Source organism: Mesorhizobium sp. ISC11 (genome assembly GCF_037162595.1).
GTDB lineage: Bacteria > Pseudomonadota > Alphaproteobacteria > Rhizobiales > Rhizobiaceae > Mesorhizobium > Mesorhizobium ciceri.
Genome location: NZ_JAVSPW010000001.1, coordinates 41,771 through 65,382 on the forward strand (window position 1 = coordinate 41,771; position 23,612 = coordinate 65,382).

The 23,612-nt window shown below is 62.8% G+C and carries 22 protein-coding genes and 2 pseudogenes; 9 read left to right on the plus strand and 15 right to left on the minus strand.

What is annotated here, in order from left to right:
- Window positions 1–11: 11 nt before the first annotated feature.
- Entirely contained in the window at window positions 12–224 is a 213-nt protein-coding gene (locus RPF88_RS00230) for a cold-shock protein (RefSeq protein WP_013530020.1), read from the minus strand.
- A 320-nt stretch (window positions 225–544) separates the two neighbouring features.
- Window positions 545–757 (minus strand): cold-shock protein, encoded by a 213-nt coding sequence (locus tag RPF88_RS00235; RefSeq protein ID WP_006202520.1) that lies wholly within the window; start codon window positions 755–757, stop codon window positions 545–547.
- A gap of 501 nt (window positions 758–1,258) precedes the next feature.
- Here RPF88_RS00235 and RPF88_RS00240 point away from each other — a divergent pair.
- Complete coding sequence (locus RPF88_RS00240) at window positions 1,259–1,687, plus strand: Kazal-type serine protease inhibitor domain-containing protein (protein ID WP_337123831.1); 429 nt, start codon at window positions 1,259–1,261, stop codon at window positions 1,685–1,687.
- A gap of 45 nt (window positions 1,688–1,732) precedes the next feature.
- On the opposite strand, the pseudogene RPF88_RS00245 reads toward RPF88_RS00240, so the two are convergent.
- Window positions 1,733–2,158: pseudogene (locus RPF88_RS00245) on the minus strand (EAL domain-containing protein); the annotation flags it as partial.
- Between the two features lie 195 nt (window positions 2,159–2,353).
- On the opposite strand from RPF88_RS00245, the gene RPF88_RS00250 reads away from it, so the two are divergent.
- Complete coding sequence (locus RPF88_RS00250; protein ID WP_337121367.1) at window positions 2,354–3,976, plus strand: tetratricopeptide repeat-containing sulfotransferase family protein; 1,623 nt, start codon at window positions 2,354–2,356, stop codon at window positions 3,974–3,976.
- Between the two features lie 145 nt (window positions 3,977–4,121).
- Here RPF88_RS00250 and RPF88_RS00255 read toward each other — a convergent pair whose 3' ends face one another.
- Together RPF88_RS00255 and RPF88_RS00260 are read right to left on the minus strand one after the other, a co-directional pair.
- Window positions 4,122–4,475: a DUF1428 domain-containing protein gene (locus RPF88_RS00255; protein ID WP_013530023.1), complete on the minus strand. Its 354-nt coding sequence runs from the start codon at window positions 4,473–4,475 to the stop codon at window positions 4,122–4,124.
- Window positions 4,476–4,549: 74 nt separating this feature from the next.
- Window positions 4,550–4,978 carry a VOC family protein gene (locus tag RPF88_RS00260; RefSeq protein ID WP_013530024.1) on the minus strand — a complete coding sequence of 143 codons (429 nt, stop codon included), beginning with the start codon at window positions 4,976–4,978 and terminating at the stop codon, window positions 4,550–4,552.
- Between the two features lie 237 nt (window positions 4,979–5,215).
- Between RPF88_RS00260 and RPF88_RS00265 the strand changes: the two genes are divergently transcribed.
- Complete coding sequence (locus RPF88_RS00265; RefSeq protein WP_024504188.1) at window positions 5,216–5,830, plus strand: glutathione S-transferase family protein; 615 nt, start codon at window positions 5,216–5,218, stop codon at window positions 5,828–5,830.
- A 16-nt stretch (window positions 5,831–5,846) separates the two neighbouring features.
- Here the strand turns inward: RPF88_RS00265 and RPF88_RS00270 are convergent, their stop codons facing one another.
- The 7 genes and pseudogenes from RPF88_RS00270 to RPF88_RS00300 form a co-directional block, all read right to left on the minus strand.
- A complete protein-coding gene (locus RPF88_RS00270) occupies window positions 5,847–6,005 on the minus strand; it encodes a hypothetical protein (protein ID WP_013530026.1) in 159 nt (52 codons plus the stop codon).
- A gap of 143 nt (window positions 6,006–6,148) precedes the next feature.
- Complete coding sequence (locus tag RPF88_RS00275) at window positions 6,149–6,448, minus strand: HigA family addiction module antitoxin (RefSeq protein ID WP_027039367.1); 300 nt, start codon at window positions 6,446–6,448, stop codon at window positions 6,149–6,151.
- 12 nt (window positions 6,449–6,460) lie between these two features.
- Window positions 6,461–6,740: pseudogene (locus RPF88_RS00280) on the minus strand (type II toxin-antitoxin system RelE/ParE family toxin).
- A gap of 128 nt (window positions 6,741–6,868) precedes the next feature.
- The gene (locus RPF88_RS00285; RefSeq protein ID WP_337121368.1) at window positions 6,869–8,395 is read right to left on the minus strand and encodes an ABC-F family ATP-binding cassette domain-containing protein; all 1,527 of its coding nucleotides are present in this window, start codon (window positions 8,393–8,395) and stop codon (window positions 6,869–6,871) included.
- 337 nt (window positions 8,396–8,732) lie between these two features.
- The gene (uvrB, locus tag RPF88_RS00290) at window positions 8,733–11,870 is read right to left on the minus strand and encodes an excinuclease ABC subunit UvrB (protein WP_337121369.1); all 3,138 of its coding nucleotides are present in this window, start codon (window positions 11,868–11,870) and stop codon (window positions 8,733–8,735) included.
- A gap of 125 nt (window positions 11,871–11,995) precedes the next feature.
- On the minus strand, window positions 11,996–13,600 hold the full coding sequence (locus tag RPF88_RS00295) for a DUF2778 domain-containing protein (RefSeq protein ID WP_337121370.1): 1,605 nt from the start codon (window positions 13,598–13,600) through the stop codon (window positions 11,996–11,998).
- A 437-nt stretch (window positions 13,601–14,037) separates the two neighbouring features.
- Window positions 14,038–15,303, minus strand: coding sequence for a hypothetical protein (locus RPF88_RS00300; RefSeq protein WP_337121371.1), 1,266 nt, complete (start codon window positions 15,301–15,303; stop codon window positions 14,038–14,040).
- A gap of 106 nt (window positions 15,304–15,409) precedes the next feature.
- On the opposite strand from RPF88_RS00300, the gene RPF88_RS00305 reads away from it, so the two are divergent.
- Both RPF88_RS00305 and RPF88_RS00310 read left to right on the plus strand, forming a co-directional pair.
- Window positions 15,410–16,465 (plus strand): CapA family protein, encoded by a 1,056-nt coding sequence (locus RPF88_RS00305; protein WP_337121372.1) that lies wholly within the window; start codon window positions 15,410–15,412, stop codon window positions 16,463–16,465.
- Window positions 16,466–16,548: 83 nt separating this feature from the next.
- On the plus strand, window positions 16,549–17,499 hold the full coding sequence (locus tag RPF88_RS00310; protein WP_164747158.1) for a DUF3137 domain-containing protein: 951 nt from the start codon (window positions 16,549–16,551) through the stop codon (window positions 17,497–17,499).
- A 13-nt stretch (window positions 17,500–17,512) separates the two neighbouring features.
- Here the strand turns inward: RPF88_RS00310 and RPF88_RS00315 are convergent, their stop codons facing one another.
- On the minus strand, window positions 17,513–18,007 hold the full coding sequence (locus RPF88_RS00315; RefSeq protein ID WP_013530036.1) for a YegJ family protein: 495 nt from the start codon (window positions 18,005–18,007) through the stop codon (window positions 17,513–17,515).
- A gap of 446 nt (window positions 18,008–18,453) precedes the next feature.
- On the opposite strand from RPF88_RS00315, the gene RPF88_RS00320 reads away from it, so the two are divergent.
- From RPF88_RS00320 to RPF88_RS00335, 4 genes are all read left to right on the plus strand, one after another.
- Complete coding sequence (locus RPF88_RS00320) at window positions 18,454–18,696, plus strand: DUF1344 domain-containing protein (RefSeq protein ID WP_013530037.1); 243 nt, start codon at window positions 18,454–18,456, stop codon at window positions 18,694–18,696.
- A 187-nt stretch (window positions 18,697–18,883) separates the two neighbouring features.
- Complete coding sequence (locus tag RPF88_RS00325; RefSeq protein ID WP_337121374.1) at window positions 18,884–20,506, plus strand: FAD-binding oxidoreductase; 1,623 nt, start codon at window positions 18,884–18,886, stop codon at window positions 20,504–20,506.
- A 17-nt stretch (window positions 20,507–20,523) separates the two neighbouring features.
- On the plus strand, window positions 20,524–21,156 hold the full coding sequence (locus RPF88_RS00330) for a hypothetical protein (protein WP_063168827.1): 633 nt from the start codon (window positions 20,524–20,526) through the stop codon (window positions 21,154–21,156).
- Window positions 21,157–21,244: 88 nt separating this feature from the next.
- On the plus strand, window positions 21,245–21,775 hold the full coding sequence (locus tag RPF88_RS00335; protein WP_337121375.1) for a dihydrofolate reductase family protein: 531 nt from the start codon (window positions 21,245–21,247) through the stop codon (window positions 21,773–21,775).
- 33 nt (window positions 21,776–21,808) lie between these two features.
- On the opposite strand, the gene RPF88_RS00340 is transcribed toward RPF88_RS00335, so the two are convergent.
- Window positions 21,809–22,330: a hypothetical protein gene (locus RPF88_RS00340; RefSeq protein WP_064994504.1), complete on the minus strand. Its 522-nt coding sequence runs from the start codon at window positions 22,328–22,330 to the stop codon at window positions 21,809–21,811.
- Between the two features lie 150 nt (window positions 22,331–22,480).
- Window positions 22,481–23,611: a hypothetical protein gene (locus RPF88_RS00345; protein ID WP_337121376.1), complete on the minus strand. Its 1,131-nt coding sequence runs from the start codon at window positions 23,609–23,611 to the stop codon at window positions 22,481–22,483.
- Between the last annotated feature and the right edge of the window lies 1 nt (window position 23,612).

Sequence of the window (23,612 nt, forward strand, 5' to 3'; positions counted from 1 at the left end):
TCGAAGCCGGCTCAGCCGACCGACAGGTTGACGGCCTTGGGACCCTTGCCGCGCTTATCCGGCTCGGTATCGAACGACACTTTCTGCCCATCCTCGAGGCCGGGAAGACCGGACGCCTGCACAGCTGAAATATGGACGAAAACATCCTTCGCGCCATCATCGGGCGTGATGAAGCCGAAGCCCTTGGCATGATTGAAGAATTTGACGGTGCCGGTCTGCGGCATGGGAAGCTCCTTTGTCCCATAAACTCCAGTCTCGGGCCGGCAAATGCCCGAGTGGAAATTTGTCCTTTATTTTAGCGTCATCGGCAAGAGAAAGTTTTGCGGGCGTCTAAAGCACGTTGCGGCATGCTTCGGGTCTTTGTTTTTATGCAAGTCGTTGCCCAGAACCCGGCCGCTTGGGCGACATCACTGGCCCGCGCCTTCGATAAGGAAAAGGCGCGACGAAGATCGCCGCGCCTTTCAAAATTCAGATCCCTCTCCAGGCCAGGTGCAGGCATGGAGCCTCCGTCGCACGTCTAAGTGACATGCGGCGCGCCGATGGCTCAGGCTGCGCGGAGGTTGACGGCCTTGGGGCCCTTGCCCATGCGGTCCGGCTCGACGTCGAAGGTGACCTTCTGGCCGTCAACGAGCGTGCGCAAGCCGGAAGCTTCGATCGCGGAGATATGGACGAACACATCCTTGGCGCCACCATCGGGCGTGATGAAACCGAAGCCTTTGGTCGCGTTGAAGAATTTAACGGTGCCGGTCTGGGCCATTGGGGAAACTCCTTCACCCGTTCAGTCTTTGGTGGTCCCGCCCGCCGCCTGGCGCAAAGGGCAGTTCCCGGTGGTTGCTTCGGCAGTCATGCATTGGCGCATGGTCAAACCCCCCGCCGAAAACGGGGCCGTCAGAGATTCACAGTATCGGGGAAAGGTCGTCCAAAACGTTCCGCTCTCCGGGTCGCAAATGCCCGAACACGGAATTTATCGCACGGAAACGTGATGGTTGCAAGATACCGCCGCGGGCCGCCGTACTGGCGCGTCCCGACGCATCAATCGACTGACCTGAGCATCGATGGGCTCGGCATAGGCTTGCTTGCCGGCCGGGTCATCGGCCAGAACCGGGCCACGAATGGGCCAGATGTCGAGGTGGCCGAGGAAGTCGACGCCGCCTACAGCCCCAGCGCGTTTCCGACTGAAAGGGCTGCAAACGGGGGTTGCATTTGGCAAGGGAATGGCGAGGATCGGCAACCGGGGACGCGATCGTGGGAGATCATCATGAAATATCTGGCGGCAATCTTTTCGCGGCAGGGTTTTGTCATCCTGTTGCTGTCGGCACTTCTTGCCGCCTGCACCGTCGTCGTCGATGACGGACCAGGGCCGCGTCCGCGTCCGCCCCGGCCGGAACCGCAATATTGCAGCAAGCAGTACGAGCCGGTCTGTGCCCGGCGCGGCGGCGATCGCCAGACCTTCGCCAATGCCTGTCTTGCCGACCGGGCCGGCTACCGCATCGTGCGCGACGGTCCGTGCCGCGACGGTGGCGGCGGTGGCGGCGGTGGCGGCGGCGGCGGTGGTGAAGAGCAGACGTTCTGCACCCGCGAATATGCGCCGGTGTGCGCGCGCCGGCATGGCGAGATGCGCACCTTCCCCAATTCCTGCGAAGCCCGTGCCGCGGACTATCGCGTCGTTGGCGACGGGCCGTGCTGAGAACGCTGCGCCTCGTTGAGGAAGACAATCATCAAGCCGTCGGTTTCACCGGCGACAGTCGGCGACGAACTCGGACGCGGGCATGGGTCTGGCAAACAGCCGGCCCTGGCCGTAGTCGACGTCGCGCGCCGCGAGGTAGTCGGCCTGCGCCTGCGTTTCCCCGCCTTCGGCAACGATCTTCAGCTTTAGTGTCTTGGCCATGTCAATGATATGCGCGGTGACGGAATTGGTGGCGGAATTCGTGCTGATCGTATCGATGAACGATTTGTCGATTAGGAGCGCATCGAGCGGCAGCCCCTCGAGATAGGACAGGCTGGAGTAGCCGGTGCCGAAGTCGTCGATTGCCACTGCGTGGCCAAGTTCGCGGGCACGAACGAGCGTTGAGCGGGCCGAGTTGATATCGATGAACGCGCGCTCCGTGGCCTCGAGCCAGATTTGCTGGGGCCGGATCGCGGTGTGCTGATTTGATCTTTCCGCACCGACGAAAGGACGAGACAGCAAGCGAAGCCTTGAACCTGCGGCGCCGATGGCCTAGATCGCCACAGGCGGATAAAACACGGTAGGTTTCCCATCAACAGAGATCAAAGACGAGCGGCGGGTGCGGGAGCCAGGTCTGGCGCAGGCGGACAGCCGCCGCTGGGCCTCGACCAGTATGTGCAGCAGGCGTTGCAACTGCATCAGGCCGGGCGCCGGCAAGAGGCTGAGACGATCTACCGGCAGGTGCTGGCGCGTCAGCCCAAGCACGCGGCCGCGGCGCATTTCCTGGGACTGCTGCTCCACCAGACCGGGCGCAGCGAAGAAGGGCTGGATCTCATCGAACGGTCGGTGAGCCTGCAGCCGACGAATCCCGATTTCCTCAACAATTTCGGTACGGTGATGCGCGACCTCGGCCGCCCTGCTGCGGCCATCGATTTCTTCCGCGGCGCAGTGGATCTGCGGCCGGACCAACTCGCGGCGCGCGACAATTTCGGCTCATCGCTGAAACAGGTCGGCCAGTTCGAAGAGGCCGAAGAGATTTATCGCGGCACGGTTGCACGCAACCCATTTCATGTGCGCGCCCGCATCGGGCTTGCCGAAACCCTGCAGGAAGCCGGGCGGCTGGATGAGGCGCTGGCTGCCTTCCGCGAAGCGCTGGCGATCCGACCCAAGGATGCCGACCTGCTGCACGGGCTCGGCGTCGGGTTGATGGAAAAGGGCAAGCTCGACGAGGCGGCCGACCTGTTCCGGCAGGCGTTGGCGATCAACCCCGCCATGGCCACAGCCTGGCTGATGCTGACGCAGGTCAAGCGCCAGAAGGAGCGCGACAGCGAACTTGGGGGCATGGAAGCCCAGCATGCCAAGGCGCCGCAGGACAGCCTGGCGCGCATGCAGCTGTCCTTCGGACTCGGCAAGGCGAATGACGATCTCAGGGATTATGGCCGGGCCTTCGACTATTTCGCCGAGGGCAATGCGATCCGCCGCAAAGGCATCGACTACGACCAGGCCAGGACGCGGGCCGAGTTCGAGGCGATGAAGGCCACCTTCGATGCCGGCTTCTTCGAGAAGCACAGGCCCAGCTCAATCAGCGACGACACGCCGATCTTCATCGTCGGCATGCCGCGTTCGGGCACGACGCTGGTCGAGCAGATCATCGCCAGCCATCCGCAGGTCTATGGCGCAGGCGAGCTCAGCATCTTGAAGAAGGCGGTCGGCAGGCAGTTCCCGGCGACCATGCCGGGTGGCTTCCCATGGGGCGTATCGGATACGGGCGATTCGGATTTTGCCGAGGCAGGCCAAGCCTATCTCGACATGCTCCATGCCCGCTATCCGAACATGCGCCACGTCACCGACAAAATGCCGGGCAACTTCCTGCTTGTCGGCTTCATCCACATGATGATGCCGAAGGCCAGGATCATCCACTGCGCGCGCGATGCGGCGGCCACCTGCCTGTCGATCTACAAGGTGCATTTCCGCGGTGACAGCCATCGCTATGGCTACGATCTCGGCGAGCTCGCCGACTTCCACAATCTCTACACCGACATCATGAAGCATTGGCACACGGTGCTGCCAGGCGTCGTGCACGATGTACGCTACGAGGATTTTGTCGCCGACCAGGAAGGCCAGACGCGGGCATTGATCGCCCATCTCGGCCTGCCCTGGGACGACGCGGCACTATCGTTCCACGAGACCGACCGACCGGTGCGCACGGCTTCAGCCGCACAGGTGCGCCAGCCGATGTATCAGGGGTCGGTCGATCTATGGAAGCGCTATGGTGACCGGCTGAAGCCGCTTCTGGACAGGCTGGATTAGCGCAACGCTCTCTAGCTGATCGTGGCCTTAGAGATTGGCCTAAGCACCCGCGTCGTCACCCTAGGGTCTTCACGACGGAGCTTCGCTCCTGCTTCGTCCTAGGATGACGAAGCTGAGGGGCTTCTGCCAATCTGCTACCGGCTGCTCAAAGCTCTATGAATGGCGTGAAGCCACCGAAGATCATGCGCTTCCCGTCGAACGGCATGTCCGCCCAATCGGCCTTCAGGCGCGGATCTGCCATCACTTTGGCCATGACGGCATCGCGGCTCTCCCGCGACTCATAGACGGCCCAGGCGAAGACGACGATCTCGTCGTCCTTGGCCTGCACGGCGCGCGGGAACGAAGTGACCTCGCCATAGGGCACGTCGTCGCCGATGCATTCGACATAGGCGAGCGCGCCGTGTTCCTTCCATATAGGGCCTGCGAGATTGGCCAGCCTCTTGTAGTCATCGAGATTTGCCTTGGGCACGGCAAGCACGAAGCCATCGACATAGGACATTGTGGGTCTCCTCCTGGAAGTTCACAATCCCTCACCGACGCCAGCCGGTGAGGGACTTCGCCATTGGCGATAGATCAGGCTTTCTTGACCGGCGCGTTCATCGCCCATTCGACGCCGAACGGGTCGCGCATATTGCCCCACTGGTCACCCCAGAACATGATCTGGAGCGGCACGGCGACTTCGCAGCCGGCATCGACGGCGCGCTTCCACCAGGCTTCGATGTCGTCGCTGCCGAGGTGAAGCTGCATGGTGTAACCCTGCGGCTTGACGGCAGGCATGCCGTTTTCGGGATAGAAGTCGGAGAGCATCAGCGTCGAGCCGTTGATGTGGAGGTGGATGTGCATGGTGCGGCCTTTTTCGTCCGCCGGATAGGCAAAGACCTGCTCGGCACCAAAGGCCTTCTTGTAGAATTCGGCAGCCTTGAAGGCGCCATCCAGCTGCAGATAGGGGGTCAATCCGCCGAGCACTTTGGCCGCGGGCTGAACGGGGGTCTGATCGGTCATCTGTTGTTCCTCTTTGCGTTTGGCCTTGCGAGCCAAAGGACGGATGAGGTGCCGGCGTTCCTACATGGCCGGCAGATTTTTTTGGCCGACCGGCCCTGGACAGTCCACGCAGCCGCAGTTGGACGAGAGGCGTGAAACGAACTTGCGTCGACCGCGCCCAATCAGAGCGCAATTCTCTCGGCTCGCAGGCTAGAACAGATGGATCAGGCGAACGCCTCTTCAAATCCTGGGACGACAATGATCCTCTACTATCAGACCCACTCACCCTTCGCGCGCAAGGCACTCGTCTTCGCCCACGAGGTTGGCATTGCCGATCGGCTGGAGGTCATTCATCACGAGACCAGTCCGACCTTGCGCAATGCCCGCGTCTACGCCGAAAACCCGCTCGGCAAAGTGCCGGTGCTGTTGCGGCCCGACGCGTCGCCGATCTTCGATTCCGATGTCATCTGCGCCTATCTCGACACGCTGCATGACGGTCGCAAGCTGCTGCCGCAGGACGGCGAGGCGCGCTGGCAGGCATTGCGGTTGCAGGCGGTCGCCCAGGGCCTGGCGCAGACGGGTATAGCCTTGCGCTGGGAGACGGAAAGGAGACCCGAAAAGTTGCGCTATGGTGCTCTCGCCGACGGATACCGGGAAAAGATCGAGGCGAGCTACGACTGGATCGAGAGCACGCTGGACGACGAGGCGCCGCTCCATATCGGCCACATTGCCTTGGCCACCACGCTGTCCTGGATGGCGTTCCGTCACCTTCCGCCTTTTCGCTCACGGGCACTGCTGACGCGCTGGTTCGAGGCTTTCGAAAAACGCGTATCGATGCAGGCGACGCCGCTTTCGGGCGATACGCATGACTGACTGGCGCCCCGCGAGGTCAGGGGCGGCGGCCGTTTTGCGCATCGAAGACGTCCGGAAACCCGATATCCTTGCGCAGCGAGGCAGGCAGTGAACGCAGGACGCGTTCGCTGCGGTGACGAGCGCGCGCTGCCGCATACCGGGTTGCGATGCGACCGATGGACGAAAGAACCGACATGATAATTCTCCCTGGGTGGGCCGGCATCATCGTGTCGGCATCCCAAGGACGCGACGGGCTGAGGCTATCCGACAGACCGCCGAGATTTTTCTATCGCTAGCTCCGCAGCCTGCTTGAAGCGGGTTGTTGCTAACGCGATTACTTCAGGCCGCGGTTTGTAGACGTTCGATTGTTTCAAGATCGGCCTTCTTCGCCTCTCCCTCTACGGCGAGGTCGTAGCTCGCCTGCATATTCATCCAGAACTGCGGCGTGGTTCCGAAGAACTTCGCAAGGCGCAAAGCGGTGTCGGGCGTTACCGGTGTCGTCTCGCTGGCCAGGCGCTCGATGCGTGTGCGGGGCACATGCAGCTTTTTGGCCAGCGTGTAAGGCTTCAGATTGAGCGGCACGAGATATTCCTCACGGAGAATTTCTCCGGGATGGATAGGTGGGTTGATGTTCAGCATTTTGAACCCTCTTCAATGATAGTCGGTGATTTCAACATCCTCCGCTTGCCCTTCCACCCACCGAAAGCAGACGCGGAATTGATCGTTGATGCGGATCGAATGCTGGCCCGCACGGTTACCTTTCAGCGGCTCAAGCCTGTTGCCGGGAGGTCTTCAGATCCGACAGTTCGGCGGCGTTGTCGATCATGAACAGCTTCCGCTGGGCTGAGCGGACAAGGTCCGATGGGAAGCCCTTCGGAGCCTTGCCGTTCGAAACGGCTTCGCTGGTCTTGTCTTTGAAGGAGCGTATCATCTTGCCGACCCGAGTGGCGTACCATGGCATGATACGCTTCGGAAGTCAAGAAGACGTCTCGTAACATGATACGAAACTCCGGCCTGCGCTCGACAGGCCGGAACTTCATCGGCAGTTTTGTTCACCGATTAACCAGCGCCCTCCGCCACCGAGCGGAAGAAATCCTCTGGGTCTTCGACTTCGGTCAGCCGCCGTTTCTCGATCAGCCAGAAGCGGTTGCCGATGGCGCGGATGAAGGAGCGGTCGTGCGAGGCGAGCACACAGCTTGCCTGATGTGCCAGCAGTTCCGCTTCCAGGGCTTCCTGGCCGTCGATGTCGAGATGGTTGGTCGGCTCGTCCAGCAGATAGAAGTTGGGATTGGCGAGCCTCAGCGCCAGCATCATCAGCCGCGCCTTCTGGCCGCCGGACAGCGCACCGATCTTTTTCTCCTGCATCTCGATGACCACGCCGGCGCCTGCCAGCAGCGAGCGGGCACGCTGCTCGCCGACATCGTAGCGGCGCGAGACCAGCATCAGCGGCGTGTCGTCGCCGCTGATGCCCGACAGCGCCTGGTCGCTGTAGCCTAGCACCGTCGACGGCGTCACCTTCACATTCGGCACCGTGTCCGGTTCGACAATGGCATTGCGGATCAGGGTGACGAAGCGCGACTTGCCGACGCCGTTGCGGCCGAGCAGCACGATGCGGTCGCCCTGGCAGATATGGCGCTTGCCGGTTCGAAACAGCGGGGTGCCGTCGGGTGTTTCCACAGCCGCGTCGTCGAGCGTGATCAGCACCTTGGCGTGGGTGCCGCGATTGGCCAGTTTTATGGCACCCGCCGACTTTTCGCGGTGCGCCGGTGCGGCCGCTTCTTCCAGTTTTTCGGCCCGCAGGTTGAGCTGCTTGGTCTTCACCGTCAAAAGGTCGCTGCCCGAATTGATGCCGATGTTGTTGAGCTTGGCCGCCTGCCGGCGCAATTGCTGCGCCACCTTCATGTCGCGCTGGAACTTGCGCTCGGTCGAAGCATCGACCTCGTCGAGCGCCTGCCTGGCGCGGGAGTAGGGCAGGGCAAACACCGGCGACTGTTCCGGGCGCAGGAATAGGGTCCGGTTGGTGGTGGCGTCGAGGAAGGCGCGGTCGTGGCTGGCGATGACGACGGGCACCTCGCGCGGCAGCGAGTTCAGCCAGGTTTCGAGCTGGCTGATGCGGACAAGGTCGAGATGGTTGGTCGGCTCGTCGAGCAACAGCACGTCCGGATCGGTGACCCAGACGCGTGCGATTGGCGCAAGCCTCTGCCAGCCGCCACTCAGCGCCTGCATTGGCCGCTCGCGCATCGGCTCGGGCACGTCGAGTGAATCCAGAACCACGTCGACACGCCACATCTCGCTTTCGGCCCGCTCGGACGGCAAGGCATCCGCCACCACCTGCCGGAACGTACGGGTGAGAAGGGCCTGGGCAACCGACTGTTCGACATGACCGACGCGCAGGCCGCGCGTGCGGATGATGTCACCGGAGGTCGGCTCAATCTCGCCGGTCAGACATTTCAGCAAAGTCGACTTGCCGCGGCCATTGGCGGCGACAATGCCGAGCCGGTCGCCGGTGCCGATGGTGAGGTCGAGATTGGCAAACAGCGGCGCACTCATGGTGACGCCGAGGGATTTGAGGCTGATCAGGGCCATTTTGATTTCTCTGGTCTTGCCGGAGCTACTCCGGTCCACTTTGACGGTGCGCTTTCCGGCCATCAGGCTCGGCATTACGCACCACGAAGGGCAGACCAAAAAATCGAAGCGGGAAAAACCCGGACCGTCCCTGGTCAGCCCTGCAAGCAAGCTCGCAGGGCAGAAATCGGGCCACGCTGACGATGGTGACGATGAAACGTAAACACGTGAGCCCTCCTTTCAAGACGTTCGAGTGTGGGGAGCGATTACACCAAAGGCGGGGCTGGTGGCAAGTGCGTCGGCGGAATGCGGCGGCGGCGGAGCGCTTCCCTTCCCCTTCTGGGAGAAGGGGAAGGCGCTACTTTCCCGGCCTACCCGTCTTGCCCGGCCGGCGCTTTTCCCGACGGGCGTCGGCGGGGTCTTCGTAGGAGCCAATGCCTGTTCGCTGGCGAACAACTGGCTTGGCGGATTCGTCCCCCACGAGGGGGGAGATTGGCTGCGGCTTGGCCGGCACTTTTCCTTCGATCGGTTTTTCCGTCCGCCGCACCGTCATCTCGTCCAGCGAGTTCTTCTTGAACAGCGGCTTTGTGGCGTCCCCGGGAATGCCGAAATCGGAACCATGTGCCTCGGATGCCGACTGTTTCTTGAACAGCGAGCGCGACACCGCGCCGGCCGGCGTCGGCATGTCGGTACCTGGACCCATGTCGTCGATCGAGGGTTTCGAAAACAGCGGCTTTTTCACCGGCACAGTGCCATCGGCGCCCATCTCGTCGAGATCAGGCTTGCGGAAGAGGTTGGGCCGGGCAGCCTTGGCTGCCTCTTCGGCGGCACGCGCTGCGTCGAGCTTGCGAAAACGCTCCTGTTCCTCTGCTGTACGATGTTTGGCCACGCCCTTGTTGTGCTTGCCCTTTTCGCGGCCGGAGGCCGGGCTTTCCATGTCGGCGTATTTGGCCAGCGGGTCTTCGGAGATGGACAGTTCCATCTCACGCAGGCGCTTGATTTCGTCGCGGATGCGGGCCGCCTTCTCGAAGTCGAGATTGGCCGCGGCATCGCGCATCTGCTTTTCCATCGCGTCGAGATGGGCCTTGAGGTTGTTGCCCATCATGGCGCCGGCACCGTCGGTGAACTGCGAGATATCGGCGCGGACGTGGTCCTTCTCGTAGACCGAATCGAGAATGTCGGAGATGCGCGACTTGACCGATTCCGGTGTGATGCCGTTGGCCGCGTTCCACTCCATCTGCTTTTCGCGGCGACGGTTGGTTTCGGCCATCGCCCGTTCCATCGAGCCGGTCACCTGGTCGGCATAGAGGATGACCTTGCCGTCGACGTTTCTGGCGGCGCGCCCGATGGTCTGGATCAGCGAGGTTTCCGATCGCAGGAAACCTTCCTTGTCGGCGTCGAGAATGGCGACGAAGCCGCATTCGGGAATGTCGAGGCCTTCGCGCAGAAGATTGATCCCGACCAGCACGTCGAAGGCGCCGAGGCGCAGATCGCGCAGGATCTCGATGCGCTCCAGCGTATCGATGTCGGAGTGCATGTAGCGGACGCGGATGCCCTGTTCATGCAGATACTCGGTCAAATCCTCGGCCATGCGCTTGGTCAGCACGGTGACCAAGGTGCGGTAGCCGGCCTTGGTGGTATCGCGAATCTCGCCGACGACATCGTCGACCTGGCTCTTGGCCGGGCGGACCTCGACCGGCGGATCGATCAGGCCGGTCGGACGGATGACCTGCTCGGCGAAGACGCCGCCGGCCTGTTCCATCTCCCAGGCGCCAGGGGTCGCCGAGACCGCGACCGAAAGCGGACGCATGGCATCCCACTCCTCGAAGCGCAGCGGCCGGTTGTCCATGCAGGACGGCAGACGGAAGCCGTATTCGGCCAGCGTCGCCTTGCGGCGAAAGTCGCCGCGATACATGCCGCCGATCTGCGGCACGGTGACATGGCTTTCGTCGATGAAGACCAGCGCGTTGTCGGGGATGTACTCAAACAGCGTCGGCGGCGGATCGCCCGGCTGGCGGCCGGTGAGATAGCGCGAATAGTTCTCGATGCCGGCGCACGAGCCGGTGGCTTCCAGCATTTCGAGGTCGAAGCGGCAGCGCTGTTCCAGCCGCTGTGCCTCAAGCAGGCGGCCGGCCCGCTCCAGTTCGACCAGCCGGTGCTTGAGCTCTTCCTTGATCGACTTGATCGCCTGGTTCAGCGTCGGGCGCGGCGTCACATAGTGCGAATTGGCGTAGATCTTGACGCTTTTCAGCTCGCCGGTCTTCTGGCCGGTCAGCGGGTCGAACTCGGTGATCTGCTCGATCTCGTCGCCGAACATCGAGATGCGCCAGGCGCGGTCTTCCAGGTGGGCCGGGAAGATTTCGATGGTGTCGCCGCGCACGCGGAACGAGCCGCGGACAAAGTTGATGTCCTGCCGCTTGTACTGCTGGGCGACGAGATCGGCGAGCAGCGCGCGCTGGTCGAGCCGGTCGCCGATCTGCATCTGGAAGGTCATCGCCGTATAGGTTTCGACCGAGCCGATACCGTAGATGCAGGACACAGAGGCGACGATGATGACGTCGTCGCGCTCAAGCAGCGAACGCGTCGCCGAGTGGCGCATGCGGTCGATCTGCTCGTTGATCGAGGATTCCTTCTCGATGAAAGTGTCGGTGCGCGGGACGTAGGCTTCCGGCTGGTAATAATCGTAGTAGGAGACGAAATACTCGACGGCGTTTTCCGGGAAGAATTTCTTGAACTCGGAATAGAGCTGCGCGGCAAGCGTCTTGTTCGGCGCCAAGATCAAGGCAGGGCGCTGCGTCTCCTCGATCACCTTGGCCATGGTGAAGGTTTTTCCTGAGCCGGTGACGCCGAGCAGCACCTGGGTGCGGTCGTGGTTATCGACGCCTTCGACCAGATCCTTGATCGCGGTCGGCTGGTCGCCGGCCGGCTCGAACTCCGACACCATCTTGATGGCGATGCCGCCTTCGGATTTTTCGGGGCGGGCAGGGCGGTGCGGCGTCCACAGCACGCCGTCCTTGTGCAGCGGATTGCCGGATTCGATCAGCGCCGACAGTGCCGCCACCGTCGCGGTGACGCTGCCGGAGGCCATGGTCTCGGCGTCCTCCAGCGAAATGTCGAGGCCGGCGACCGGATTGAGCCCGGCTGCCGTGCGCTCCCTGGCTGACGCCGCGCCACCCATCGAGGTGCCGCGCGAACTGCGCCCCGGCGAGCTTGAGCGCTCGGGTATCTTCTTCGACGGCTTCGGCGATTTGCCGCCGTCACCCTTGGCGACAAGACGTCCTTCGTTTTCGGCTTCCTGCTCGATCTGCTCGGCCCAATCCGCGATCGAACCGGTCAGCGGCGTGCCAGAGAGCTCCGGCTGCGGCATCTCGGCGAAGCCGCCTTTGTGCAGCGGCTCGGAGGCGTCGAGGAAATCGGTCAGCGGGCTGCGCCGCTTCGGCGCGGCGCGGTCGTCGTTCGCCGTCGGCGGCGGTGCCTGATCGGGAGATTTGGCCATGTCCCGAATATGGGATTTCCTGGCCAAAATGGAAAGAGCGCGGTGGGGAGAGGCGTGCCGGACAGCGCTGCTCCTGACAGCAGGCTGTCAGCAGCAGCGGGAAGGCGCCCGAAAGCCTCTTGTCGTTACACGCCCCTGGCGGCTGATGCGACCTGCGTCGCCGACCCGTTCAGGCGCGGCACCACGACGAGGCGTTTGATTTTGCCCTTCTTGAAAGCGGCGAGGAAGCGCGCATAGTCCTTGAAGGCGACGCAGCCGCTCGACTGGGCGTAGCGGCCCCGGAGCAGGTAGGTATGGGCCAGCAGGCCGTTGCGATTGTATTTGTTGCGGCCATCGACCGGTGTCAGGCGCAAGGCCTCCACTCCGTGGAAGCGCGACTCGCGCATCGACAGATTGTAGGTGTTGGGCGGCGTCGGTCCGCGATTCTTCTGGTCGGCATAACGCGGCTGGTCCGCCATGGCGCCGATGCCTGAATGCGCCTCGAGCCTCGAGCCGTCAGGCATGTAGACGGTCGCGCTGCTGATGTCGTACACGGCGACGCCATTGCCGGCTCCGCTCCTGGCGGCTGGCGAGTTGAAGAGGTTCCTGAACGCCTTGCCAAGGCCGCCCGACGGGGTATCGGGCTTGGCATAGGCCAGCACATCGCCGCCATCGGCCGGCCGGCCTTGCCGCGTCGGTTTTGCCGGCTGGGCCTGCTGGACCGTCTCGCGTGCCGGCTTCGGCTGCTGAACGGATTTCGGCTGCTGGACGGACTTAGGCTCCTGCTGGACCACTTTGGGCTGCGGCGCGTCGAATTGTGGACGCCGGGTCGGCAACGGCACGTCGTCGGTCAGAGCGTCCGGCAGCGCGGCGGCATCGCCGGGTTGATCCTGCTGGGTTTCGACGGGTGAAACCACGACATCGGCTGACGATTCCTCGATCGGCAGCGGTGAGGCGAACGCCTCGTCGTCGGCCGGCAGGGACTGCACCAGAGCAAGCGCCAACTGCGAATTGTCCGGCGTATCGGATTGGGCAAAACCCATCGGCGGCGGTGCGGTCTGCACGACCACCGAGTCGGTATCCAGCCGGGCGAAACGTTCGGCCGCCGGAACTGGCATGTTATCGGACAGGCTGGCTGTGACCTGGACGGAGGGCACCAACGACGCCTCGGCAATTCGCGGTGCGACGGTGGAGATCACCGGGCGGGTGTTGGCACTGGCGGCAGGCTTTCCGGCATCGGCAAAGGCAGCGGCCAGCTTCATCGGCGAAAGCGACGCTTCCATGCGTTCGAAGCGCTCCTGCGCCTTCGACTTCACGGCGGCGGGCATCGGCTTTGCCTGCGCTACAAGGCGTTCGGATTTTTCCGCCCGCGCGCTTACCCTGGCCAGCTTGAAACAGCTGGCGCCGCACTGCACCGAATGATCATGCAGGGCCTGAGTGCCGCCATTGGCGTTGGCCAGCACGAAGGGTGCTTTCAAAAAGTGCTGTTTCAGCGGATCGGCAAGTGCGAGCGATCCCGGTGTCGACAGTGTCTGGGGCAGGCCAACCGAAGTTGCCGACAGAGAGGCGCCGACGGAACTGAGGCCAGCCATGGTGCCGATCAACCAAAGACCGATGGCGGTGCTGACGCAAGGCAGCGCGACCCAGCGGGCCACCCGGCCAGCGTTGAAGGAAGGGGAACGTGGAGCATCGACGAACTCGCCGCCCTCACGCTGTCCCCGGTTTTTTTTGTGTGTACTCAACAACGCCATGCAACCAATCTCGCTTCAATCGGTTTCCCCGTACGTGGCCTTGAGAGCCGCGACGACCATTCTGTGAGTGATCCCAGGTGGTCCCCGACGCGTTTGCCGCGTCTGTAGTTGGTTGCCGATTGCTTCAAAATATGGACAAAGTTGGTTAATCAATTCCTCTCAAAACCAACGACGAGATGTGGATTTTGGCCAAATCAGCCTTCGTCCACGGCCAGGAAAGTGGTGTTGTCGCCCTTCCGACCTGGTTTTGCTGCCTGTTTTTGGCGGCCGAGTCAAGCAAAACAGCCACTGCTAATTTTTACGCAGCGCCTCCGCGCGGTGTATGCAGCGAACCGACTGCCGGCAGACCTGCCTACAAAAGGCGCGCGTGTTTCCGGTAAAACTGTTGCCTGCCATGCTAGATTTCTCGCGGGAAGGCGGCCTCAAACGGCCCACCCTCAGTTGAACCAAAGCGCAAACGTCAAAAACCCGCCGCCGCCGAACTGGCGCTGGATCTGGTCGAAATCGTCGCTGGTCGCGAGCTCGCCGCTTTCGAGGTAGGGCGCGATGGCCGGGCCGGTGATCGACAGCACGAGATCGAAGTTTTTTGGCTCGTCGAAGAAGCGCTTCATGTTGATGCCAAGCCCAGTACTGGCGGTGACGCGGAAATGCGGCAGCAGCTTGCGGCCTTCCAGGAGATCCTCGGCCATGGTCAAGGCGGCGAGCCAGGCCTGGACCTGCTCCTCGCCGACTTCGAGGCCGGTGAGCGGGTTCTCGCCCTTCTGCTGCGGTCCAGGCAGCCATTCGCGGTCATTGTCGGTCTCGGCGCGGATCGCCTTCCAGTCCTCGCGCGACAGCCGGATCATTTCCAGCAGGTGGCGGCGCGCCGCTTGCCGGCGCTCCGGTTCGATCACCGGCCAGTTGACGAGATGCACCATCGAGATGAAATCGGCGATGCGCCATTCCGAGGAGAAGATGCTCGAGCCCATATCGCCGGCCGGCGGCACCAGAATATCCTGCAGCGGCAATTTGGCGCGCGGGAACAGCATGTGAAACGAGCCGTCGAAGGTGCTCCTGAAATCATGCGCAAGCCAGAAATCGGCCTGCGCCATCAGGAACTCGGCATAGCCCTGCAGCCAGTAGCCGTCGGCGCGGTCGAAGCGGAAGGTGAGCGTGGGGGCGGCGGCGTCCGACGAGATACCGCCGCGCGAGAGTGAGGCGATGATCGCCGCCATGCTCTCGTCCGGCGCGATTGTGCCGTCCTCGTTGAGGTCGATGCCGGCATGGGTGAGATCGATGACCATGCCGATATCGGCATCGGGCGGCACCGAGGCAAACGTGGCTGCGGATTTCTCCAGCCGGTCACGGAAGCCGACCAGGATGGCGCGGAACTGCTCGTAAGTGAGCGGCTCGGGATTGGGATTGTCGGGCACCGGCAACCGCATCAGCGGCAGCATGAAGGATTGCGGGCTTTCGAAACCATGACGGTGCAGACCGGTGGCCAGGATCTCCAGTGCGGTAAAGAACTCGCCCGCCCCGGCCGCATAGGCGGATGCCGGGTCTTTTGGCGCGGCAGCCTCCAGCGTCGAGAGAGCGGTGTCGCGCGCGGCCACGGTCTTCGCCTCAAACAATGTGGTTGCCGCTTCTGGCATTGCCGCCGACGCGGAAGACAGCGGCAGGAGCAGAATGAAAGCGGATCTCAGCAGGCCTGCCAGTCGTGTCATCTTTTCCCCCAATGTTTGTCGCGCAGTGCAAACATACACCATTTGCAGCGCCGCGCTTCAACCCGCCCGGCGGACGGTCTACACAGGGCAAACAATTGGGCATCGCGTGTCGAATTATCCGTTTTCCTACAAGCTGTCCTGGCTGCCGCGTTTCCTGAAGCCGTCACTGGCCGGCGACGCTCAAGACTTTGCGCCGATGGCTGGGACGCTGATGGATCCACCGCCGAAGCAAGCGGTGCGGCTTGCCTTTGTCGGCGACATCTCGGCAGTGGCCAACCGCAGCGCGCCGGATTGCGATCCGGCGATCAAGGCGCTGCTCGGCGCTGCCGATCTGGTGATCGGCAATTGCGAAAGCCCTGTTGTGGACAGGCCAAGCGCGGTGCTGGGCACAAGGCTCGGCACGCATCATGCGATGAGCGAGCCGTTCCTGGCCGAGGCGCTGACGGCGGTTGGTGTTGCGCGCGAAAAACTCGTGCTGTCGCTGGCCAACAACCATATGCTGGATCAGGGCATCGCCGGTTTCGACGGGACAATCGCGGCGTTGCTGCGGCTCGGCATCCGCACGATCGGCCTGGCCGACGGTCCGGTTGTGCCGATCCAGGTTGGATCGGTTGATATCGGCTTCGCCGCCTTCACGCTGTGGCGGAACGCCGATGAAAAACTGTTTGCCGGGCGCGTTTCGATGGACAGCGATCCGGCGAGCTGGCCACCCGCTGGCTTGGACCTTCTCTGCGCCGTGCCGCATTGGGACTGGGAGTTCCGACATTTTCCGCGCAACGGGACGCGAGCGCTGGCCAGGCGGCTGGCCGGGCAGGGCGTCGGGCTGATCGCGGGCCATCATGCCCATGTCGTGCAGCCGGTGGAAAAGATTGACGGGACGATCGTCGCCTATGGGCTCGGCGATTTCCTCGGTACCGCCTTTGCCCGGCAGCCATGGCCGGGCCGCATCGGCTCTATCCTCATTGTCGATGTCAGTGCCGATGCCGGGACGCGTGGCGCCATCGCGTCTTACGGGATGCATCCCTTCATGCGCCTGCGCGCTGGCGACCACGAGCGGCTGGTGTTGGTGGAGGCTTTGGAGGGCCGAATGCGTGACAAGGTCGCGGAGCGACTGAAAGCGATCTTTCCTTCTCCACCAACCGATGAAGGCGTTCCCGCTTAACCACCTGGCGGCCCTTGCAAAACCAACTATCATGCTCCCGCAGAGGCAGGATTGCGGGGGTAGCGGTGGAATCAGCGGATTTCATGCCGAGCGAAACGGTCATCGCCGGCATCCGGAAAGACATCGAGGCCTATGAAGCGGCGAGGGCTTCGGCGGTCCGGCAGGTGCGCTGGCGGGTGCCGGTGTTCGTGGGGCTGGTGCTGGTGGCCGTGGTGCTGGTCGCCTGGCTGTTCAACAAGGTCGCCGACCCCAACGAGCAATGGGTCTCGACGCCGCATGTATTTCTCTATGTGATCGGCTTCGCGGCTTCGATCCTGCTCTATTTCCAGGCCAGGAAACCGGCGACGCGGCTGCAGCAATCGTTCCGCGAGACGCTGCTGCCGATCATATTCGGCTTCATCGCCGACATGCGCTACCAGCATGGCGTGACGCCGAATTCCTTCGACCGGTTGCCGCGCACGGCGGTTGGTCCGTTCAACCGGCAGGCGTTCGACGACATCGTGGCGGGCCGCTATGAGGGGTTTCCGTTCGAACTGTACGAGGCGCATCTGCGGGAAGGGTCGGGCAAGGGCTCCTCGACCGCCTTCCAGGGCGTCATCGTCGCTTTCGAGACCATCGCGCCGTTTCCCGGCATATTGGTGGCGACGCGGCGGACCAACGCGGTGATCAGCTTCTTTCGCGGCATATTCGCCAGCAAGCTGCAAGAGCTGTCCAGCGGCGATGCTTTGCTCGATGCCGCCTACGAGTTCCGCACCGACAATCTCGGGGCGGCACAGCCATTGGTGAGCGGCCGGCTGGCGCAGGCGCTGAAATGGCTTGGCGAAACCTGGCCGGACGACCCAGCCCGCGTCGCGCTCAACGGCAGCGATGGTTTCCTACTGTTGCCGCAGACGAAGAACTTCTTCGAGCTGCCGGATATTTCGGTGCCGCTCGACTACAGCAGGCATGTCGCGCCGATGATATCGGACATGGGCGCGATGCTGGCGACGGCGGCACTTGTGCGCAAGATCGGCGCGAAGGACGAAGCGGGTTGATCGGGCTGCGCTTTCAGCACTCGAAGCCGTATTTGTCACGCATGTAGTCCGCCTCTTCTTTCGACATTTTGTTGAACATGACGCACACGGTGAAGCTACCGACCTGACGTCCGCCGCGTGTGTATCCCCAGTCGGAAATATCGTCCCTGGTGAATTCTATGTTCTGGCCGAGGACGACGTTGTGCACTTCCTCCGGCTGGTTTGCCAATATGCCGACAAATCCGGTTTCGGTGCGGCGGAACGGTATGACCCAGAAGTGTTCGGTGACGTTGCCGTCCCGTACCTTGACCTTCAATTTGAACCTCTCTGTGTCGGCGGGAGGCGCCTCGGACAGTGCCAGGAAGTCGTCCAGGCTGGCGAGCGCCTGCGCGGTCGCCGCTGCCATCTCTGGGTCGCCGGGAGTGAAGATAATTGTTTTGTCGTCGCCCGGATCCGTGGCTTGTGCGCCGGCCAATCCTGGAGCAAGCGCCAGCATCAGGGACATCGCAGTCCGGACTGCAAGCTTCATGGAAGGCCCCCCTTCATGTCAACGGTCGACACCATCCCGCATTCGACGTCGGTTTGCAACCGTAGCGCGAGTTTGATCAGCGTTGGCGTGGCGGTTTTTGAACTGATCCGCGAAACAAAATGTGTATCGACGATCGGTCAGCGCTCTGTTTCGTGATGCTGCCCGAGATGGATTGCGGCGGCTGCGTGGTGATCGAAAGCCGCCCGTCACAATCGGCCAAGTGACTCTTTTCGCGGACAGAAGTGCGTTCATTGGGGGAGCCGAAGCGGCCTGAAATGATCTAGGTCGCAGATAATGTGTCGGAATTAAGCCTATGATATTATTTGCGAAAATTCACCCAACGTGATTTGCGGAGGGTGCGCTTTCCGTCCAGTTTCAGGCCGTCCGGTGCTGTCGTTTCCCAAGGCGGCGGTCCGGAAAAGTGAAACAGCACGGAGTGCTTACCAATGAAGAAGACCCTCGCAACCACCGCTGCTCTGCTCGCCTTCCTCGGCACCGCCTATGCCGCGACCGTTCAGGGCACCATCCAGGCCGTCGACCCGACGACCAAGTCGATCACCCTCGACGACGGCAAGATCTACCAGCTGTCGCCCGAAGCGACGATCGGGAAACTGAAGGTCGGCGCCAAGGTGGCGGTGACCGTCGATGACAAGACCGGCATCGTGACGTCGATCAAGAAGGCCTCGTAAGGCGAGGGCATCGTGCGTCGGCAGACCTGCTGACGCAATTTCAGACCCTGTTCCATTCTGGCCGGTCCTCCGGGGACCGGCCATTTCGTGCCCTTCACCCTCGACGCCAGGCAAACCGCCGTCCCGGCGGCGCCGCTATGGTTTTTGCCAAAGAGCCGCGCTATCCCTTGGCCAGCGGGGGATAGTCATGGCCGACGAGCAAAAAGGGTTTCGCCTGTCGCGGCGATTGCTGCTGGGTGCGGCTGTCGTCGGCGGCGCGGTGCTGTGGGGCGGCAACACGGTGGCGCGGCTGGCACGCGGACCTTCGGGGCCGAAGAACGCAGGACGGATAGCCGATATAGACGGCTTCGCGCTGCCTCTGAAGCCGCTGGACAATGCGCCGGCCTTCGATGCGTCACTGCCCTGGTCGGCAAAGGGTGGTGACATCAACGATGCCAGCGGCCTGTCGATGACGCCGGTCTACGGCGTGGTCGAGGTCAGCGGGGACGAGCACATCGCCAAGGCCCTGGCCTTCGCCCGTGCCAATGGGCTGAAAATATCGCTGGCCGCCATCCGCCATTCCATGGGCGGGCATGCCTTCGACGACAACGCGCTGGTGCTCGACCTCAGAAAGTTCAACAGGGTCACCGTCGATGCGGCGGCCAAGACCATGACCTTGCAGCCGGGCGCGCGCTGGCATGACATCCAGAACCTTCTGCATCCGCACTTCGCGGTGAAGGCGATGCAGTCGACCGACATCTTCTCGGTCGGCGGTTCGCTGTCGGTCAATGCGCATGGCATGGACCACCAGGCGGGTTCGGTGGCGGGCTCGATCCGCTCGATGCGGGTGATGCTGGCCGACGGTTCGGTGACGACCTGCTCGCCGACCGAGAACACCGATCTGTTCCGCCACGTCGTCGGCGGTTACGGCCTGTTCGGCGTGGTGCTGGAGGCGACGCTCGATATCGTCGACAACGCCGTCTACCGCACCTCGCGCGAAATCATCAAATCGGACGATTTTCCGGAATTCTTCGCCAAGGTGCTGGAGCCGAACAAGGATATCGGCCTGTTCTACGGCCATCTGTCGACGGCGCCCGGCAATTTCCTCGAGGACATGATCGTCTACCGTTACGACAAGGTGGCCGAGCGGCCGCCGGCCGATCAGCCCAAGATCGGCGAGCCGGGATCGGTCGGGTTGAAGCGGGTGATCATCAACCTGGCGAAATGGGGCAGCCTGTTCCAGGAATTGAAGTGGTTCACCGAAAAGACGCTGGAGCCGAAATTCGAAAGCTGCACGGTGGCGCGCAGGTCGGCCATGGCCGAGGGCGAGGCCTGTCTCGTCACCCGCAACAACCCGATGCACGATTCGGTGCCCTATCTGTTCAACGATCAGATGGAAGAGACCGACATCCTGCACGAATATTTTATTCCGCGTGCCGCCTATGTCGAATTCATCGCGGAAGCGCGCGAGATCCTGCGCAAGCAGACGCTGCCGGTGCTCAATGCTTCGGTGCGCATCGTCCACAAAGAAGATGTGGCGCTGACCTACGCGCCGGAGCCGGCCTATTCGCTGGTGCTCTACGTCAATCAGCCGACCGATGCCGACGGCAATGCCAGGATGCGGGCGCTGACGCGGGCGCTGATCGACGTGACGATCAAGCATGGCGGGCGCTTCTTCCTGCCTTACCAGCTGCATTATACGGCCAGGGAATTGCTGGCCTCCTATCCCGAACTGCCGGCCTTCCTGGCGGCGAAGCGGCAGTATGACCCAACGGAACTGTTTTCCTCGACCTTCTACCGTGCCATCAAGGCGCTGAGCGGGGTGTCGTAAGAAGCAGGAGAACAGCCATGCGGATGGTATCGGCGGCGGCACTCACCCTCATCGCGCTGTGCGCCGGACCGGCCGGAGGCGAGGATCTCAAGGCCTTCAAGCTGACCATCGACGGCGTGACGGTCGATATCGATCCCGGCGAGAGCGCCGATGTGACGCTGCCCGGCGGCAAGCAGAGCAAGGTGACGCTCGCGCGCAACGACTTCGCCACCTTTTCAGGCAGCGACTTCTCCTTCGTCCATCCCAGCGGCATTTCGGTGACCAAGACCGATCTCGGCGATGACATCACGCAGTATCTGATGGCGTCGGCGCTGGGCACGATCGTCGTCGTGCAGGAATATGGCGCCATGAATCCGGTGTCGCTCAACCAGTTGATGCTGCAGGAGATGACCAGGCAATCGGTGCAGGCCGGCGCCAAGCTGACGCAGGGGCCGACCACGCGCAAACTCGCCGACGGCAAGGAATTGACCGGGATCCGGGCCGAGGTGAAGACACGCACCGACACCGCCGATTTCGAGATCGTCGGCTTCGGCCTGGCCGATCGGGGGCTGCTGTTCATCACCCGCATTGCCGGCGAGGATGCAGCGACCGAAAAGCCGCTTGTCGACAAGTTCTGGCAGAGCCTGAAAGTCAGGTTCAGGCCGGACTAGGATCGTGTCTCAGTTTGGATTTCGGCTGGGGTTTTGCGTAACGGCGGCTCAAGTTATTCTGAAGACCCTGGGTTGGAGATCCTGCAGCATGGCGAAGCTCATTTTCAGAATGAACCAGTCACTCGACGGCTATGTCGACCACCAGAAAATGCCGTCGGGCCCGACGATCTTTCGTCACTGGATAGAGCAAGTGCGCAATTTGAGCGGCAGTGTGTACGGTCGCGGCATGTACGAGGTCATGCGCTATTGGGACGAAGACCATGCTGAGTGGAGTGCGGAGGCGCATGAATTCGCGGCGGCGTGGCGGAGCCAACCGAAGTGGGTTGTGTCGCGCTCTCTGAAGTCGGCCGGCCCCAATGCCACACTTGTCGCGGATGACGTCGAGGCGGTGATACGCGGGCTTAAGGCTAAGCTCGTCGGGGAGATTTCAGTTTCTGGACCAGGCCTGGCACGAAGCCTGACCGACCTTGGTCTTGTAGATGCGTACCAACTCTACCTCCATCCGTTCGTGCTTGGTCATGGCAAGCCATTCTTCGCCGGCCCCCGGCCGCCGCTTCGCTTTGTGGCCAGCGATTTGATTGGCGACGACGTGATCAGGTTGACCTATGTGCCTGCCTGATCACGCGGTCGTCGAACCGAGACGCCAGCGGGCCTACAGCCCCTTCGGCATCAGGCCAGCCAGCCAGTTCACAGAGCGCTTCGCGGCGTCGGCGGTTGCCGAGGCGGCGCGGCCGAGATCGGTCTTGACCACGGCGTAGCCGCTCTTGGTGCGATAGAGCACACCGGTTCCGCCATCGACCACCTGTTCATAGGCAACGGGCCGGGCGGCGTCGGCTTCCATCGCGGTCGTCGGCGAACCGACCGAGACGCTCGGCCGGTGGCTGAGTTCCGGCGGCAGCGGGCTTTCGGTTCTGACGACCCGGCTGGCGGGCTTCAATTCCGGGCGCGATGCGGTCGCGGCCAGCTGCGAGGAGGACGACGAACCCTTCGTGCGGCAAATGCCGGAGACGAGCGGATAGTTGAAATTGCGCTCGTGCAGCATCTGGCTCTTCATCGCCGCTTCGCACTCGGCGACGGTCGACCATTTGGCCGGCGTCTCGCCGATATATTCGCAAAGCTTGGCGTCGCAGTCGCAGCCGACAATGGTCATGGCGACAAGGGCGGTCTTGATCACGGTCTTGTCCCTTCGAGATGCCCCCCGGCAGCCCTTCCATTTCTTCCCATTCCTTCGCGCGCGAACAAGGCGGGATTTGGCCGCGATTGTGGAATGGGCGTGACGGAGCCCAGGAAATGCGTAATCTTGGCCGGGCGTGACCGAAAGGCCTCAGTAATCGTAGACGTGTTCGAGCCTGGCGCCTGACTTGATCAGCGCCGGCAGCACGACATGCAGCTTGCGCACGGCGACGGTCATTCCCGTGCGGCGCGTTGCCGGATCTGCCGGCAGCGGATAGCTGAACAGGATGCGCATGCCTTCGGGGATGGCGATCGAATCGGTGGAAAGCACGGTGACCATGATCTCGTCATTGCCGCCGATCTCAACGAAGGACACGCCCTTGTCGATCAGCCGCGGGATCATTTCGGTGAAGACCTGATAGCGCCTGGTGACGAAGATCGTGCCGTCAGCGCCCAGATCGCGTTCGAGCCAGGTGTCGGGCTCGTTGCGCGTGGCTTCGCCGACGGGCCCCTTGGCCCAGACATGGATGTCGAGCAAGGCGGGGTCCATCGTGGCAGCGAGGGCCTTTTTTATCAGGTCGGCATAGCCCTGCTTGATGGTGTCGGCGAGGCCGAACGCCAGCTTGCGTTCGCTGGTGCGGACGGAGCTGTCGCCCGGCGCCGGCTGCACGGCAAACAGGCCGGCACGCTTGTCGGCATACGGGAACTGATACCAGGGCACCTGGTCGAGAAACGCGGCATAGTCCGCCGCGACCTTGGCCTGATAAATGTCGGCGGCGGTGCGCTTGGCCGTTGTCGCCTCGGTGATGCGGCCGACCGTGTTCTCATAGGCCCACTGCAATATATGCTCGATCGAGTGGCTGGTGCCGATGATGACCAGCATCTGGTGGTTGGCATAGTTGAACTTGTAGGGAGCGCTGGCGCGGATGACCATGGCGTAGTCCTGCCAGAAGCGGCCGATATAGGACCAGTAGGGGAAGCCGCTCGGCTGGTCCTTGTCGACGAAGCCGGCATATTCGCGTGCGGCGTAGACGATCGCCCATTCCGGATAGGTGAGGAAGGTCGATTCCTCCGGCCGCTGGTAGCCGGGGATCTCGGCGCGGACCTTGTCGGCCAGCGCCTTAGGCGGGGCGCCGTCGGCAATGCCGGGCAGCGGCGTCTTGTCGAGCGACGACGTCGTCAGGAAGCCGTAGCTCAGCCCGGCGATCGGGATGAGGATGACGACGACGATCAGCCAGAGGATCGTCTTGATGAGGCGCTTCAGCCAGCGGAACAGGAACATG